This is a genomic window from Leptospira adleri (genome assembly GCF_002811985.1).
Classification (GTDB): Bacteria; Spirochaetota; Leptospiria; order Leptospirales; family Leptospiraceae; genus Leptospira; species Leptospira adleri.
On sequence record NZ_NPDU01000032.1, the window covers coordinates 1 to 14743 of the forward strand.

Here is a 14743-nt window from a genome sequence, read left to right on the forward strand (position 1 = left end):
TGATGGAAAGTGGGAACTCCTTCAAAAAATCCGTTTTTAAAACTTGTCAAAGGATAATCTGCAAATCAAGACTCGGATTGGAAATTGAGCATTTGCTTCGATTCTAAGTTAGCCTCGATGTTTCCAAAGTTCGGGCCTGAAGTTCGAGTCAAGATTTTTCTTTCCGATTCTTGCGTCGGAACAGATGATTTTCTTTGAAAGAGGTCATGTGGGAACTATTACATTTTTTGAATGAGGCTAAGCGCTTGAAATCGCGCGACGATTTTTTGGGACGTAATATGTAGGAACTCACACGCACCGGTCTCTGCTATGACGTGCGTGATTCGAAGCCGATACTTTTCTTTTTAAATTTAGATCTTTTTCAAAATCATGTGGGAACTATTACATTTTTTGAATGAGACTGAGCGCTTGAAATCGCGCGACGATTTTTTGGGACGTAATATGTAGGAACTCACACAAATTTAAATTTTATGAGAAAGGCCTAACTCTTTCTTTCTTTTTTCACCTTCGAGCCTGATTTCGCAGATTTTTGTGATTCGTTTTTCCCCGAACCTTCTCTTGGGGATCAAGTCTGAAAGAGGCGGGAACGTTTTAAGAGAAAATTCTGTGGGAACTATGACAAAACTTTCGCAGGAGAAAAGCAAAACAAACTTTTTTTCGAACGGAGAAGCTTAAACCGGAAGACCAGGTTCGGGAGGCAATAGGCTGGTTGAAAAAATGGATTCGAATATTTATATATTCTAATGTTCTGATTTGTTGAGAAAGGGGGAGGCGTAGCCTCCGTTTTGAGGACGGAGGCCTTTGTGAAAAAGATTAACCTTTTTTCTTTACTAAGATTTTTCTTTCGATTTCGAAAATTTTCTCCGCCAATTTTTCTTTGCCGAGCTTTTTCTTATCGTTTTCTTTTAAGAAAAGGTCCTCTCCGAATTTATCAAATGCGTCGTTCGCCTTGATATTTTTAAGACCGATGATTTGAAGGTGAACCGCACCCGCAGGGATTCCAAAGTCGTTTCCTCTATCTTCCACGGAGAGGACTCTCGTGATCGCGGTTACCGTATCTCCGCTGAAAGAAGGTTGTGTATGGTAACCTTCCGTGAAACCGAGATCCCAGATCATATTTTCCGTAATGTCCCTGGAAGCCATTCCGCATAACCATGCAAAGACGAGTCCTCCGTAGACTACAGGTTCGCCGCCCATAGGACCGGAAATTCCCGCCGAATAGAGTTTGTCATAGTGAAGAGGGTGTGTGTTTCCGACTCTGTAAGTCCAAGGGAAATGTTCGTCCGTGATCGTTCTTCCGTTTTGATGAATATAAATCTGTCCCGGTTTGAAATTCTCAAAATAAGTATCGGACCAAGTCGCTGATTTGAACTCATTCGGAAATTTTAATGCGGGGAGTTCGATTACAGGTGCGTCCGTTTCCGGGAAAAACGCCTCTTTGACGACCGGCTTCGGATTTCCTTTCGGTTTTCCGTTGGACTGATAGATCATAATCTTTCTTTCGTACTGAAGGACCAATTCTTTTTTCTGATTTAAGCAGATCGTACGAACGCTTACGATTCCGGGTTTGTCCGGTCCTTTGTCGTCCACTTTGAGAATTTTTGTCTTCGCGGAAAGAGTGTCTCCGGGATAAACCGGTTTTAAAAATTGAACGTTGTAATAACCGAGGTTTGCGAGGGCTTTTTCAGAATCGTTTTGAACTCCGAGGGAAAGTGCGATATTAAAAACCTGCAGAGAGGAAACGAGCATGTCCTGAAATCCGTGCGCTTGGGCGTAGGCTGCGGAAAGAAAAAGTGGGTTTGCGTCCATAAAGGTAGTCGCAAACTCTTGAGCGAATGCGCGATCGATCGTAATTTCTCTGGGATGTTCGAAAATTTCGCCTTCGGTAAATTCTTCCAGATATCTTCCGTAAATGTTTCTTTTTACCTGATCCTTGGAAACGGGCGTTCCGGGGGCAAGTTCTGCAAAGGGTTTATTTGGAACCTTAGTCATAGTAATAGGCCTCTCGATCTTTTTTCGTTTTTTCCAGTCTTTTGTCCGCAATCTTACGGAAAAGTTTTTTTATTTAAAGAATTCTTTGAAAGATCAGAAGAGTTTTCACGTGAAGATTGCCAAAGGTCACGGAAAGAATTCGGATTCCGAGAATTTAAAGGAAAAAAAGCGGATTCTCAAATGACGAAAATCTCTCGGAAGGAGAGGCACCGCTCTTTGTAGAGAAGCCCGGAAGAATGGAACGGAGAATTTTTTTCCGTCTTACCGTTCTACCCTTTGATTCTTTTCAAGTTAGATTTTTTTCCAAAATGTCGGAGTTCCGACAAGTCCTCCGTGAAAGTCGCGGGCCCCCGCCCTGCGTCGCGACCCATAGGGAGTTACGCGCTGAGTTCCTTGGGGCGAGGTGGTGGGAAAAACTCGGGAGACTTTCCTCTATCAGAAAAATCTTATCTTTGCGAGTAAAAAGTTATCCCTCTTTTTGTAGAGCTCTTACAAATCCCGCCTAACAATCATTTACCGCCGTAAAAACCGTCCAGGTCTTCTCTTGTTCCGAAACGAATTTCAAAATCCGACCAGTTTTTTTTTGGAAGACCGGGATTACGATCCGTTTCGGAGAACATGTGATTCCAAGTGTTCACGTAAAGAATCGGTCTTTTATTTTCGAGTTTCATCAGGTCCGGTTTGAGAATCGAATCCAGATGTGAAACAGGATCCGCGTCGAAAGTCTGATCTCCGCTGTAGACGTTCTTCAGATGGATCGCGCTCCATTCTCCTTTTTCCGAAAATTGAACGCGAAGACTTTCGATATCCTTCGATCTTCCATATCGAAATTTTCTGTAGATCCGGTACACAAAATCCTTCCAAGGAGAAGGATGTCTTTCATCTTGAAAGACAAGACTCAGTTCGATCCTTTTTCCGGAAGGAGTTTCCCTCGCGGAACAATAAACGACTTCCAGAGAATTTCCGTCATCGATATCGTTCTCCGGTTGGACAAAGATCGGGAGTTCTTCCGATTTACATTCTGGGTTTCCGTTAAAATCGGGAAGTTCGCTTTTTCCAATTTTGCAGCCGGCAATCCAGAAAAGAAAAAAGGAGAAGATAAGAATTTTCTGAGAGAACATAGATTCTTGTTTTAAGCCTCTCTTCGTTTCGGTCAAATCGAAACTCTTTCTCTTCCCTCTCTTTTTATAAGAATCCGCTAACGCAATGTCCGAAGTTTATGAGAAGAAAATTCGAATCCGGTTTTCGAAAACGATCCTTGAAGTCCTCGTTCTTTTTTCTTTTTCGAAACAGCTCCGAAAAAAGATACAAGTTGTCCTCGAATTTTCACTTTGCTCCTTCTCTGAATGGAAAGCCGTTACGGAATCGCTCAAAAAAATTTCGATTCTTCTTTGCAAAACTCGGATTCTTTCTTTGAAAAATGGATGAAGTCTTCAGCAGGCGAAAAGAGATTGGTGGAGATGTTACCAGAATTCAAAACAGAACAACCCGAGCTTACAAAAAACGTCATTCTTCAAAAAATCAAATCGATCCGAGAGGAACTTCCGAAACTTCTCGAAAAAAAGCAAAGAACTTACGAGTCCGTCATTCGTCCTTTGAACGATCTAGTTCAGGAGATGCAGATCGAATTTACGGTCCTTTCCCATCTCAACAGCGTCAAAAATTCCAAAGAGATCCGGGCGCTTTATACCGAGGTTCTCCCGGAGATCACGGCGTTTTATTCCGATCTCGGACAAAACGAAGAACTCAATCGGGCCTATCAGGAGATTCTAAAAAACGAAGAATCCACCTTGAGCCTTCCCCGTAAAAAAGTTCTAAAAGACGCGATTATCCAATTCAAGTTGAGCGGGATCGGCCTTCCGGAAGAAACCAAAAAAAGAATCCAGGAAATCTCCATCCGTCTGAGCGACCTCGACAATCAATTCTCTCAGAATCTTTTGGACGCGACTAACGCGTTTGAGTTGATCCTGGATAAAAAAGAGGATGTAGAGGGGATTCCGGAATCGGATCTGAATTCGGCAAAGACGGAGGACGGAAAGTTTCGCTTTACTCTTCAGATGCCGAGTTATATCGCCTACATGACCTACGGCCCTAATCGTTCCATTCGAGAAACGTTATATAAGGCTTATACTACGAAAGCTCCGCAGAATGGAAAGCTCATCGAATCGATTCTCGCTCTTCGGGACGAACTCGCAAAACTCCTCGGCTATCCGAATTACGTGGAACTTTCTCTTGCGACCAAGGTAGCGGATTCGGGAGAAACCGTTCTTAAATTTTTACGCGATCTCGCGGCGGAGGCAAAACCGATCGCACAAAAAGAATTCGAAGACCTTTCTCAATTTGCGGAAACTTTGGGGATCGATTCTCTCCAAGCCTATGACACCGCCTATGCGAGCGAAAAACTTTTGAAAGCGCGATTCGATTTCGACGAGGAACAAACCCGTCCTTATTTCGAAAAGGAGAAGGTTGTTTCGGGAACATTCCAATTCTTGCAACAACTCCTCGGGCTGGAATTCAAAAAAACATCCGCAAACGTATGGGAAGAAAAGGTCCAGGTTTTCGACCTCTTCCGGAACGGAATCCTTCTTTCCCGTTTGTATCTGGATCTCGAAGCGAGAAAGGACAAACAAGGCGGAGCTTGGATGCACAACTGGTATTCCAGAAATCGGATTTCCGGAGAGGAGATTCTTCCCACTGCGTTCGTGGTCTGCAATTTTCCGGTTTCGACTCCCGATTCTCCTTCGCTTTTGAAACACAGCGACGTGGTCACTTTTTTTCACGAGATGGGTCACGCCCTTCATCATCTCTGTACCAAAATCGAAGAACCTCCGGTCAGCGGGATCAACGGTGTGGAATGGGACGCGGTGGAATTTCCTTCCCAGTTTCTGGAGAATTTTGCGACGGAAGCGGGCGTTCTTCGAATATTCGGAAAACATCATATAACTGGGGAAACGATTCCGGATTCCATGATCGAGAAATTGAAAGAGACTAAAAATTTTCTTTCGGCGATGGGGATCGTGAGACAACTCGAGTTTTCTATTTTCGACATTCTCATCCATCAGAAAAGTCGCACCGAAGAGGAAGTGCACCAAATTCTTCAAGACGTTAGAAAGGAAGTGAGCGTGGTGATTCCTCCTTCCTACAATCGTTTTCAAAACGGATTTTCCCATATTTTTTCTGGGGGTTACGCCGCGGGTTATTACAGTTACAAATGGGCCGAAGTTATGAGCGCGGACGCTTTTTTCGCGTTTGTCGAAAAGGGAGTTTTTGATGCGGAATTGAGCGGCGCGTATTTTAAAGAAATCTTGGAGAAGGGCGGGAGCGAAAATGCGATGGTTCTTTTTAAAAGATTTTTAGGAAGAGAACCCAAGGTGAGTTCTCTTCTGAAACTCTACGGTCTCAAGGCGGCTTGAACGAAAGATTAAGAAAGGCTCTTTCTGAAACTCTGAAGCAGGGATTCTTTTCCGGCCAAAAGAACTTCGACCTGATCCTGATCGATGTTGTAAACTACGTTGCTTCGAAGCGCGTCTTTGAACTCGTTCTGGTTGATCTGCTTTTGATCGTAACTTTCTTTCAGAAAATTATACCAGCCGGCCAAGAGAACTTTGAGATGGGGAAGTTCCCGGATCGGGATCGAAATTACTTTTTCTGGTTCCATAAAGACCAGAGCAGGCTAATTCCGACAACAAGGGAGTCAAATCAATTTTAGAATGGGAAAATAAGAATTTGGTTTCGTTTACTCGACTTTGACTTTTGCCCTCGCGATGATTTTCCGAAGCCTTTCTTTTTCCTTTTCTATGATCGCGGGGCCTTCCTTGGTTTTCATAAACTCGACGTATTCTTTCCAGCCTTTTAAGGAATCCAAGGGATGATTGTTCGGATAGAATTTTCTGAGTTCTTCGTCGACCACGGTTAGATTTGCAAACGCGGAACAATCCGCCATCGTAAACGTTTTTCCGGCGATGTAAGGTGAAAATCGAACGACCCTTTGGAGCGCGCGGACTCCTTTCATCAGAATCGGATGGATTTCGTCTACAAGACTTTGTTGGACTTCTTTGCCTCTTGTGGAAGCGATGTAAATTCTTCTCGCGGGAAGATCGATATACGTTTCGATCATCGTCGTGATCTCTCTTACGTCCGCGGCTTCCCAAGGATCGTTCGGTATAAGTTTGGGTTCTTGAGGATAGACCGTATCTAAGAATTCTAAGATGGCGCCCGATTCGAAAATGAACCTTCCGTCGACTTCCAGTACCGGAATTTTTCCCATCGGACTGATCTTCAAAAAGGATTCTTCTTGAGATGGCGCGATTCGGATCTGTTCGTATTCCAAGCCCTTTTCTAAAATGCCGAGTTTTACTTTGTTTACGTAATTGCTGAGACTTGCGCCGTGAAGTTTGATCATACCGGAGGAAATTATCTTTCGTCTCCGAGAGGAAAAGTTTTTTTTATCCGCCTCTTGTCTTTACTTTTACTTTCCTTTTTTCTTCCCGTCCAAAAAAGTCTTTCTCTCTTTTTTCGATGGGTTAATTTCGTCCTTCAAAAGGAATTCTTAAAAATGGCAAAAACGGCAATTATCACGGGCGGAACCGTCGGAATCGGTTATGAATTGAGCAAGCTGATCGCGGCTGACGGATACAATTTGATTCTTGTGGCAAGAAACGAAAAAACGCTCAAGTCCGTAAAAAAAGAAATCGAAGGCGCTTATAAAGTAAAAGTGGAAACTCTTTCGCTGGATCTCGCAGATCCGAAATCTCCGAAGAAGATTTTCGACTTTGCGAAAAAGACGAAAAGCACCGTGGAAGTTTTGGTGAACAACGCCGGTTTCGGAACCAGCGGAAGGTTCGACCGGATGGATCTAAAAAAAGAACTCGCGATGATTCAAGTGAACGTCGTTGCGCTTACGGAACTCACTCATCTTTTTCTTCACGGAATGGTGGAAAGAAAGACCGGAATGATTCTCAACGTGGCTTCCACAGCGGCCTTTCAACCGGGACCGAACATGGCGAATTATTATGCGACCAAGGCTTACGTCCTTTCTCTTTCGGAAGGGATCTATGAGGACGTTCGCAAGGACGGAGTTATGGTGACGACTCTTTGCCCGGGACCGACCAAAACCGAATTTTTCGAAAGGGCGGAAATCACAAAGTCGAAACTTCTCAACAACCCGATGGCGCCGATCATGAGCGCGAAGGAAGTAGCGGAAATCGGTTATAAGGCTCTTAAAAAAGGAAAGCCGGTCGTGGTGGCGGGAGTTTTAAACAAGATCTTGGCTCAGAGCGTGCGAATCACACCTCGATTTATCATTCGTAAGATCGCAAAATTCTTAAATCAAAACGGATAAAAAAATGCAAGGATCCATCATCGATTTAGCCGTTCCGTTTTTTATGATTCTTATCGGAATCGAAGTGTTTTATTCCTATGTTTCCGGAAGGAAAGTTTATCGTTGGAACGATACCGTCGCCGATTTGAGCACCGGAATCCTATTTTCTTTGACCGGAATTATCGTCACGATCGTCTCGCTTTGGATATATGAGAATTTTAGAATATTCTGTTCTTTGCAGACATTGTTCGGGGTTCCCGAAATCCCGCTGGGGGCGCCGGTTTGGTGGGATCACGTCGGGATCCGTTGGGATTTTAAAAACCTCTGCGGTTGGTTTTTTGTTTTTATCGCCGTGGATTTCGTATATTATTGGTTTCATAGGGCTACTCACGAGATCAATTTTCTCTGGGCGTGTCACGTTACTCACCATTCAAGCGAAGAGTTCAACCTTTCCGTCGCGCTGAGGCAATCCAGTTTTCAGAGAATCTTCGAATACGCGTTCAACCTTACGATCGCGTTCTGCGGGGTTCCCTGGCAGGCTTTTCTTTTGGCGCACGGAGTTCTTAAAATCTATCAGTTTTGGGTTCATACGCGTCTCATCGGAAAGCTCGGGCTTTTAGAGGAAATTCTCGTGACCCCTTCCCATCACAGGGTTCATCACGGAAGAGATCCTAAATACATAGATAAGAATCACGGCGGAATTTTGATTTTCTGGGATCGAATTTTCGGATCCTTTGCGAGGGAGGAAGAGGAGCCGATTTACGGGCTCACAAAGCCCGTAACCACTTTTGATCCCGTTTATACGAACCTTCATGTTTACGAAGAGATCGGAGATTTGATGGCTAAGGTCCGGAGTTGGAAGGATAAGATTCTGATTCTATTGAAGGCTCCGGGTTGGCGTCCGGCAAGTATCGGTCCTTCTCTGCTTCCGACCGAGATCGATCGGACACGTTATGCGAAATTTGATCCGATCGTTTCCAAACGGGGAAAAATTTTAGGAGTGATCGAATTCTTTTTTTGGGCGATTCTTTCCCTTTTGGCCCTGCGTTTTTTTAAATCCGGGACCGTTCCTGTTTGGAAACTTTTTCCGGCCGTTCTTTATCTGATTTACGGCTTTCACCACACCGCGCGGGTTTTGGACGGAAACGCGCGGAACTCCCCGCTTGTTTGGGGAATTTTTATCTTCGGCGCCGCGATTTTATCCTGGATTCTTTTTTTCCTTTGAACCGGGATTGAAAGAAGAATCGAATCCAAAAGAATGACCTGGGACTCAAAATCGGAAGAATGTCAGTGCGAAAAATTCAATTCTTTGTCGCGGTCTTTTTTTTCGGACTGATTTCATTCCCTTTATTCGGGATCGATCTGGTCCGGCTCGAAGATTTTTCAACCGGAAGGGAAGAATCTCCTGAATATTTCGTGGACGAAAGCGGGACGTTGTCCTTTTCGCAGATTCGGGCTTTGGCGGAAAGCGGAAAGTTTTCCGCTTCGAATATTAGCACATTAGGATATACAAATGCTTCGGTTTGGGTTCGGTTTCGTGTCGAGAATTCTTCAAGCGCGCCGATCCGTTGGGTCGTGGAATATCGTTTTCCGAACGTCGACCTCGTCGAATACTACGATGAAAAAAAAGGGGAACTTCCGTTTTACCGAGCCGGAGACTCCATTCCTTTTTCGGTAAGACCAATTCAAAATAGAACTCCGGCTTTTCCTTCGGTCGGGCTTCCCCGTTCCCAAAAGGAAGTTTTCCTAAAGATCCGTTCCACGTCGCGGATTCAGATTTTGTTTCGATTTTACGGCGCTTTAGAATATTACAAAAAAGTGATTTACGAACAACTTTTGTTCGGTCTCTTTTTCGGTTCCATGTTGATCCTGGTTTTTTACAACCTTCTTCTTTATATTTATACGAAGGAAAAGAATTACTTTTTCTTTTCGGTTTATATTCTGGGATTTTCCTTTTTTCAATTCGTTTTGGAAGGTTTCGGATTTCAGATTCTCTGGCCGAACGCGGTGGGATGGACCGGCCCGAGTATTCCATTCTTCTTTTTGATTTGTCTTTCGCTGATGTGTTTGTTTGTGAACGTTTATCTGGATCTGAAAAATCGTTCCAAGAGTTCGTATCGTTTTTTCAAAACGTCTCAGTTTTTATTTTTGGTCTTTGCGGTCGTTTCGCTCTGGATTCCCACCCGGTTCAGCGTTTTTTTTGCGGCGATTTTGTCTTGTATCTGCGTGATTCTTCTTTTTATCAACGGAGTTCGGAGCATCTTTTGGAATCAGGGAAGCGCATTTTATTTTCTTTCCGCTTGGGGAATTTTAGGAAGCGGATCCGTTCTTTCTTTGCTTTTGCAGAACGGATGGATTCCGAATTGGAATTTTAGATTTTGGATCATGGAATTCGCGTCGATTCTTCACGTCGTATTTTTGGGATTGGGACTCGCCGATCGTGTGAAACTTTTGTCCCAAGTTTTATCCTCTAAAATCGAGGAACTCGAATCCACAAAATTAATCGCGGAACATTCCGAAAAAAGATTCAAAAATCTTTTTGAAGAATCGGAAGAGTTTTTGTTTACGATGGATACCGACGGTAAGATCCGAAACGCGAATAAATCCTTGGGCCGGCTTTTGGGTTTTGATCCGGAAGAAGTGATCGGCTGGGACTTTTTGGATTTGATCTACGTTCAGAGCGGAGTCGAAAATTCTTTTCCGAAAATTCTCGCGCAGGAAAAGATCGACGAACTTTTGCGCCGAGGTAAAAGTTCCGAGTTCGCCGTGGAATTCAGGCAAAAATACGTTTTGGAGCCGAGACAGATCCGAGTCCGTCTTCAGCTTCTCGATCTCGGGGAGAAAAAAGGAATATTAGGAAAGGCTTATGAATTAAACGAGGATATTCTCGCAAAGTTTATCGTGAGCGAATCGATGCACTTTACTTTGAATAATTATCTGAGGAACGCCGATCTTTTGAGCCGTCTTCTGACGGTGAACCTTTCCTCTTTTGTGGGAACCGAAATCGTGATCGCGATTCGTACTTGTATCCGGGAAATCATCATCAATTCCATTGAACACGGAAATCTGGCGATCAGTTTTGACGAAAAGACCGAGGCGCTTGCGGAAGGCCGTTATCTCGAGTTTATTCAGAAACGTCAAAAGGAACCGTTTTATAACTATAGGACCGTTAAGGTTTCTTATTCTTTAAATGCGAGAAGGATCGGTTTTTTGATCACAGACGAGGGAGAAGGTTTCGATTATAAGAAAATTCTAAACTTGGATATCGAAAAACTCAACGAGACGAGTCTGACTCACGGTCGTGGAATCGTTATGACAAGAAGGGTTTTCGACATTGTCAAGTTTAACGAGAAAGGAAACAAAGTTCTCTTGATCAAATATCTCAAGAAGCCGCTCCGTTATAAGAGGGAAAAAACTTCTTTCGATATTTGAGAAATATTTGTGGAGATCGAGTCGGTGCTCTTTTCGGAAGATAATTTTGAAGTAGATGATCTTGGGAAGATGCAAGTGTTTTGAAAATCGATTTCTTTTTTTTCAAAATGTTTCCACCTTCGAGTTCATTTCGAAAGTTTCGGTGGAAAGTGTGGGAACTCTCACAAAAAACTAAATCCACGGAAGATTCTCGAAGTGTGGGAACTCTCACAAAAAACTAAATCCACGGAAGATTCTCGAAGTGTGGGAACTCTCACAAAAGGCTAAAATCGACGGAAGATTCTCGAAGTGTGGGAACTCTCACAAAAAACTAAAATTTCTGCGCGACCCCGAGAAACAAGGTCGTAGTCAAAGCCTGGAATTCGAGTTTTCTGGAAAACTGATGCGTCGCGAAGATTGCGGTTTGGTTTGTGGATTCGGTAAGAGGTGTGACTCGTCCGTCCTCTCTCAAATAAAAACTCGCGGTTTCACCGTTGAAGTTACCCGTGAGAGAAGGAATGTTGATCCAGGAAAGTGCGATTCCCATTTGAAGACTTGTTGAGTCCGTGACCTTCCGGCTTGCTGCGCCTTCCGCGCGAAACTCGATTCCGGTTCCTGTTAGGGAACCTTCTTGTTTAAAATATTCTCTCCCGGAAGTTCCGAAACCTGTCGAATCCCAATAAACCTCCGACATTCCCACGCCCAAGCCGCCTTCGAAGGTCCAACGTTTATAATTCCAGTCATACCAATACATCAAAAGAAAATAAGGATTGGAAAGTTTGAAACTGAGGTCGGTGTAAAATGGTTCGGACGAAATTTGTTTCAGACCGAATTTCTGCCATTCCCTATAACCGCCGATAAAACCGACCTTACTTTCGGCGCCGATCTTCCTTCTTAAAAAGATTTCCCCTTGAGCTACGTTTGTCGGAGGATCGAGTTTGGTTTTGGAAAGAACCCGAGGATCATACGTATCGGTAAAACCTCTCAGATAAGAATTGAGTCTGTCTTCTCCCTTATAACCGAACCCGGCTCTGAGTCCGAGTTCCCAAAAGAGTTTTTCTTCGCTTTCCAACTCGATCCGAGGTTTACTCGAATATTCCTTTGTTTTCGGATAAGAATTCTGAGCTTCCAAAGGGGATTGGTAAATCCAGAGGGCAAGACCGAAAGGGAAAAAAAATAAAAGACGGAATGAGATCCCGAAAATTTTGCTGGTAGCCCTCATAATTACAGGATTTCTAGCAAGGACTTCCAAAAAAAGCGGATTTTCTTTCATATCGGGTGGGACCATGTTTCAACTTCATTTTTTTCAATTTTTCGATTGGGATTTACTCAAACCTTTCTTTTACTTTTTGAGTTTTATCGGAATCTATCTGACTCTTCGTCTTCGGTTTCCACAGGTTCGGTTTCTTTTCCTCGCGGTGAAAATTTTTTCGGGGAATATGGACTACAAAGGTTCGAGAGGAAGGCTCGTTCACTCTCAGGCATTCTTTTCGGGAACCGCTTCTTCACTGCTTCCGGGAGCGATCATCGGTTCCGCGCTTGCGCTAATGATCGGAGGACCGGGGGTTCTTCTCTGGATTTGGGTTTCCTCTTTTCTCATCATGCCTCTTCGTTTTGTTTCTTCTACGCTTGCGATCCGGTTTCGGACCAAGACCGCCTCCGGAAGATATCTTTCCGGGCCGATGTATTTTATTGAAAAGGCCCTGAAGGCTCGTTGGCTCGCGGTAAGTTTCTCCATCGCCGGACTTTGTACGGTTCTTGTGATGGGAGGTGCTGTTCCGATGTTGTATGTGACCCATATCGCGAATAAGGCGTTCGAAGTCACCGGAATGACGGTTCCATTTTTGTTGTCCGTGATTCTCGTGTTTATCGTCTTGGGGGGTGTAAGAAGAGTTGGAAAGATCTCGGCTTATCTCGCGCCGATCGGGATTCTTCTTTTTTTCGCGGGCTATTTTTTTCTATTTAAGAATTCTCTAATGAACTTTCAACATTTCCTATGGCTTTCCCTTCAGGAAGCGTTCCAGCCGCTGACCGCGATCGCCGGAGGAACTTTTGTCCTCGCGAGAACCTTCAGTATGGCCTCCGGGATCTTTTTTGTATCGACTGAAACGGGAATCGGAAAGAGCGCCGGAGTTTCGGGAGTTGTGAGAACGGATTTTCCGGCAAAACAGGGACTTGTGAGCATGCTCGCGACCTTCTTTGAAGGATTTATCGTATCCACTCTTGTGATCTACGCGCTATCTTCCTATGGAGCATTCAAGATGGAGGAGCAGATGTTTTTTCTGAACACACTCTTTCGAGGACATACAAACCCGGTCAACGCTGCCTTTTTTATTTCCTTTCTTCTTTTCGGAATCGTTTCGATCACCGGTTGGTTTTATACGGGAGAACAGAACGCGCTCTACATTCTCGGAGAGAGGTTCGCGAACTTTTTTCGGATTCTTTTCTTAGTAACGATTCTCGCCGCGGCCTATCTTTATGTGAAGAAGGGGGAGGCGATACTTTACGACGCGTTCGGTTTGGGATATTCCCTTTCCATCATCACAGCAGTGCCGGTTCTGATCTCTCTTGTTCTTTTGGAAAAAATCGCAAGAACGGAGTTGAAGCGGTTTCTTACCGAAAGCGGCGCGAGATACGAGGTCTTAAAGGATTTTTATCTTTTGATTCTTTCGATCGTTCCCAAAAATTTACTTTCGCTTTTGTTCGGACTTCTCGCGTCCTCCAGGCTTCCCCGTTTTATTCTGATCCCGATATTAAAGGCGTTCGCGAGGGCGTATAAGATCAATCTAGACGAAGCGGAATTGGAAATTCAGGAATACAATTCTCTCAACGCATTCTTCACGAGAGCCTTGAAAGCGGAAGCAAGAATCATAGATTCCGCAGAGAACGAGATGGTTTCGCCCGTGGACGCGAAAATCACAGGATACGGAGACATCAATCAGAGAATCATCATCCAGGCTAAGGGCGTGGATTACAATTTGAAGGAACTTTTGGGAGGAGGAGCTTCCAAATATCTGGACGATTTCTCCAACGGAAAATACATCACATTCTATCTTTCTCCTCAGGATTACCATAGGATCCATTCCCCCGCTTACGGAAGAATATTAGGATATTATTATGAACCAGGAAAGCTCTTTCCTGTGAACGAACTCGCGGTTTTCGGAATTCGGGGGCTTTTTCCGAAAAACGAAAGGCTGATCACGTATCTCCAAACCGAATACGGGAAAGTCGCGGTCATCAAGGTGGGAGCGTCCAACGTTGGAAGAATTCGCGTCACCTACGACAACAAGATCGTGACGAACACCCTTATCCGAAGCGCGAGAACCGTGGAATACAAGGACGTGTCGATCATGATCGACAAGGGAGCCGAATTGGGAAGATTTGAGATGGGTTCGACCGTAATTCTTTTGATGGAGAAAGACACATTTACGTTCGATTCTCTCCCTCTGAACGAGAAGATCACCTACGGAACTCCGATCGGAAAATTCATCGAGAAGAAGTGCAAACTTCCAAAATGAAGTTAGTTTGGAAAAAAAGAGGGAACTCCTCTTACGATTTCGGAAATGTAGGAACTCATATGGAATCGTGCGATCTTGAAAAGGTAGGAACTCATACAAAATGACTCGACTCAGTTTGAAAGCGACCACTCCCGATCAGATCGACTTCGACGATACGACCTTGAAGATAACTTGGAAAGACGGGATCACTTCCATCTTTGATCTTCTGGATTTGAGAAAACGTTGTCCTTGTGTAGTATGCAAGGGCGGTCACGGCGGAAAGGTGGGAACTACCACCGGAGGAATTCAGAAGATCTCTCTCTACTCGGTAAATAAAGTGGGGCGTTATGCTATCAATCCGGTCTGGAGCGATAATCATCTGACCGGAATTTACTCGTTTGATTCTCTGAGAATGTTGGCGGATGGGTTGGGAGGGGATCTCTCACTTTGAAAGGTAGTTTTTTTTAGAAAAAAGATTGTTTTAACCCAAAAATCCAGTGGAATCCAGTTGGGAAGAAAAAAA

The 14743-nt window shown here is 44.1% G+C and carries 11 protein-coding genes; 6 read left to right on the plus strand and 5 right to left on the minus strand.

Translation table 11 applies throughout. The features are described from left to right. Nucleotides 1–813 precede the first annotated feature (813 nt). Nucleotides 814–1992 carry a MaoC family dehydratase gene (locus CH376_RS13095; protein ID WP_100784309.1) on the minus strand — a complete coding sequence of 393 codons (1179 nt, stop codon included), beginning with the start codon at nt 1990–1992 and terminating at the stop codon, nt 814–816. A 509-nt stretch (nt 1993–2501) separates the two neighbouring features. Next, nucleotides 2502–3113: a surface adhesion protein Lsa23 gene (lsa23, locus tag CH376_RS13100; protein WP_100784311.1), complete on the minus strand. Its 612-nt coding sequence runs from the start codon at nt 3111–3113 to the stop codon at nt 2502–2504. 339 nt (nt 3114–3452) lie between these two features. On the opposite strand from lsa23, the gene CH376_RS13110 reads away from it, so the two are divergent. Continuing rightward, nucleotides 3453–5405, plus strand: coding sequence for a M3 family metallopeptidase (locus tag CH376_RS13110; RefSeq protein ID WP_100784501.1), 1953 nt, complete (start codon nt 3453–3455; stop codon nt 5403–5405). Nucleotides 5406–5413: 8 nt separating this feature from the next. Here the strand turns inward: CH376_RS13110 and CH376_RS13115 are convergent, their stop codons facing one another. Next, nucleotides 5414–5650 carry a hypothetical protein gene (locus tag CH376_RS13115; protein ID WP_100784314.1) on the minus strand — a complete coding sequence of 79 codons (237 nt, stop codon included), beginning with the start codon at nt 5648–5650 and terminating at the stop codon, nt 5414–5416. 78 nt (nt 5651–5728) lie between these two features. Beyond that, on the minus strand, nt 5729–6394 hold the full coding sequence (locus CH376_RS13120) for a glutathione S-transferase family protein (RefSeq protein WP_100784315.1): 666 nt from the start codon (nt 6392–6394) through the stop codon (nt 5729–5731). A gap of 153 nt (nt 6395–6547) precedes the next feature. On the opposite strand from CH376_RS13120, the gene CH376_RS13125 reads away from it, so the two are divergent. From CH376_RS13125 to CH376_RS13135, 3 genes are all read left to right on the plus strand, one after another. After that, entirely contained in the window at nt 6548–7333 is a 786-nt protein-coding gene (locus CH376_RS13125; protein ID WP_100784502.1) for an SDR family NAD(P)-dependent oxidoreductase, read from the plus strand. Between the two features lie 4 nt (nt 7334–7337). After that, nucleotides 7338–8537 carry a sterol desaturase family protein gene (locus CH376_RS13130; RefSeq protein ID WP_100784316.1) on the plus strand — a complete coding sequence of 400 codons (1200 nt, stop codon included), beginning with the start codon at nt 7338–7340 and terminating at the stop codon, nt 8535–8537. Between the two features lie 65 nt (nt 8538–8602). Then, the gene (locus CH376_RS13135) at nt 8603–10744 is read left to right on the plus strand and encodes a 7TM diverse intracellular signaling domain-containing protein (protein WP_420843552.1); all 2142 of its coding nucleotides are present in this window, start codon (nt 8603–8605) and stop codon (nt 10742–10744) included. A gap of 310 nt (nt 10745–11054) precedes the next feature. Here CH376_RS13135 and CH376_RS13145 read toward each other — a convergent pair whose 3' ends face one another. Beyond that, nucleotides 11055–11945, minus strand: a complete 891-nt coding sequence (locus CH376_RS13145) for an LIC_11366 family protein (RefSeq protein WP_100784503.1) — start codon at nt 11943–11945, stop codon at nt 11055–11057. 64 nt (nt 11946–12009) lie between these two features. On the opposite strand from CH376_RS13145, the gene asd reads away from it, so the two are divergent. Then, nucleotides 12010–14241 (plus strand): archaetidylserine decarboxylase, encoded by a 2232-nt coding sequence (asd, locus tag CH376_RS13150; protein WP_100784318.1) that lies wholly within the window; start codon nt 12010–12012, stop codon nt 14239–14241. A 100-nt stretch (nt 14242–14341) separates the two neighbouring features. After that, the gene (locus tag CH376_RS13155) at nt 14342–14671 is read left to right on the plus strand and encodes a DUF971 domain-containing protein (RefSeq protein WP_100784319.1); all 330 of its coding nucleotides are present in this window, start codon (nt 14342–14344) and stop codon (nt 14669–14671) included. The last annotated feature ends 72 nt before the right edge of the window (nt 14672–14743 follow it).

Bases quoted from the DNA above. Each gene is read 5' to 3' on its own strand.
- CH376_RS13110 (WP_100784501.1), top strand. From the start codon at position 3,453: ATGTTACCAGAATTCAAAACAGAACAACCCGAGCTTACAAAAAACGTC.
- lsa23 (WP_100784311.1), bottom strand. From the start codon at position 3,113: ATGTTCTCTCAGAAAATTCTTATCTTCTCCTTTTTTCTTTTCTGGATT.
- CH376_RS13115 (WP_100784314.1), bottom strand. From the start codon at position 5,650: ATGGAACCAGAAAAAGTAATTTCGATCCCGATCCGGGAACTTCCCCAT.
- CH376_RS13130 (WP_100784316.1), top strand. From the start codon at position 7,338: ATGCAAGGATCCATCATCGATTTAGCCGTTCCGTTTTTTATGATTCTT.
- CH376_RS13095 (WP_100784309.1), bottom strand. From the start codon at position 1,992: ATGACTAAGGTTCCAAATAAACCCTTTGCAGAACTTGCCCCCGGAACG.
- CH376_RS13125 (WP_100784502.1), top strand. From the start codon at position 6,548: ATGGCAAAAACGGCAATTATCACGGGCGGAACCGTCGGAATCGGTTAT.
- CH376_RS13120 (WP_100784315.1), bottom strand. From the start codon at position 6,394: ATGATCAAACTTCACGGCGCAAGTCTCAGCAATTACGTAAACAAAGTA.
- CH376_RS13145 (WP_100784503.1), bottom strand. From the start codon at position 11,945: ATGAGGGCTACCAGCAAAATTTTCGGGATCTCATTCCGTCTTTTATTT.
- CH376_RS13155 (WP_100784319.1), top strand. From the start codon at position 14,342: ATGACTCGACTCAGTTTGAAAGCGACCACTCCCGATCAGATCGACTTC.
- asd (WP_100784318.1), top strand. From the start codon at position 12,010: ATGTTTCAACTTCATTTTTTTCAATTTTTCGATTGGGATTTACTCAAA.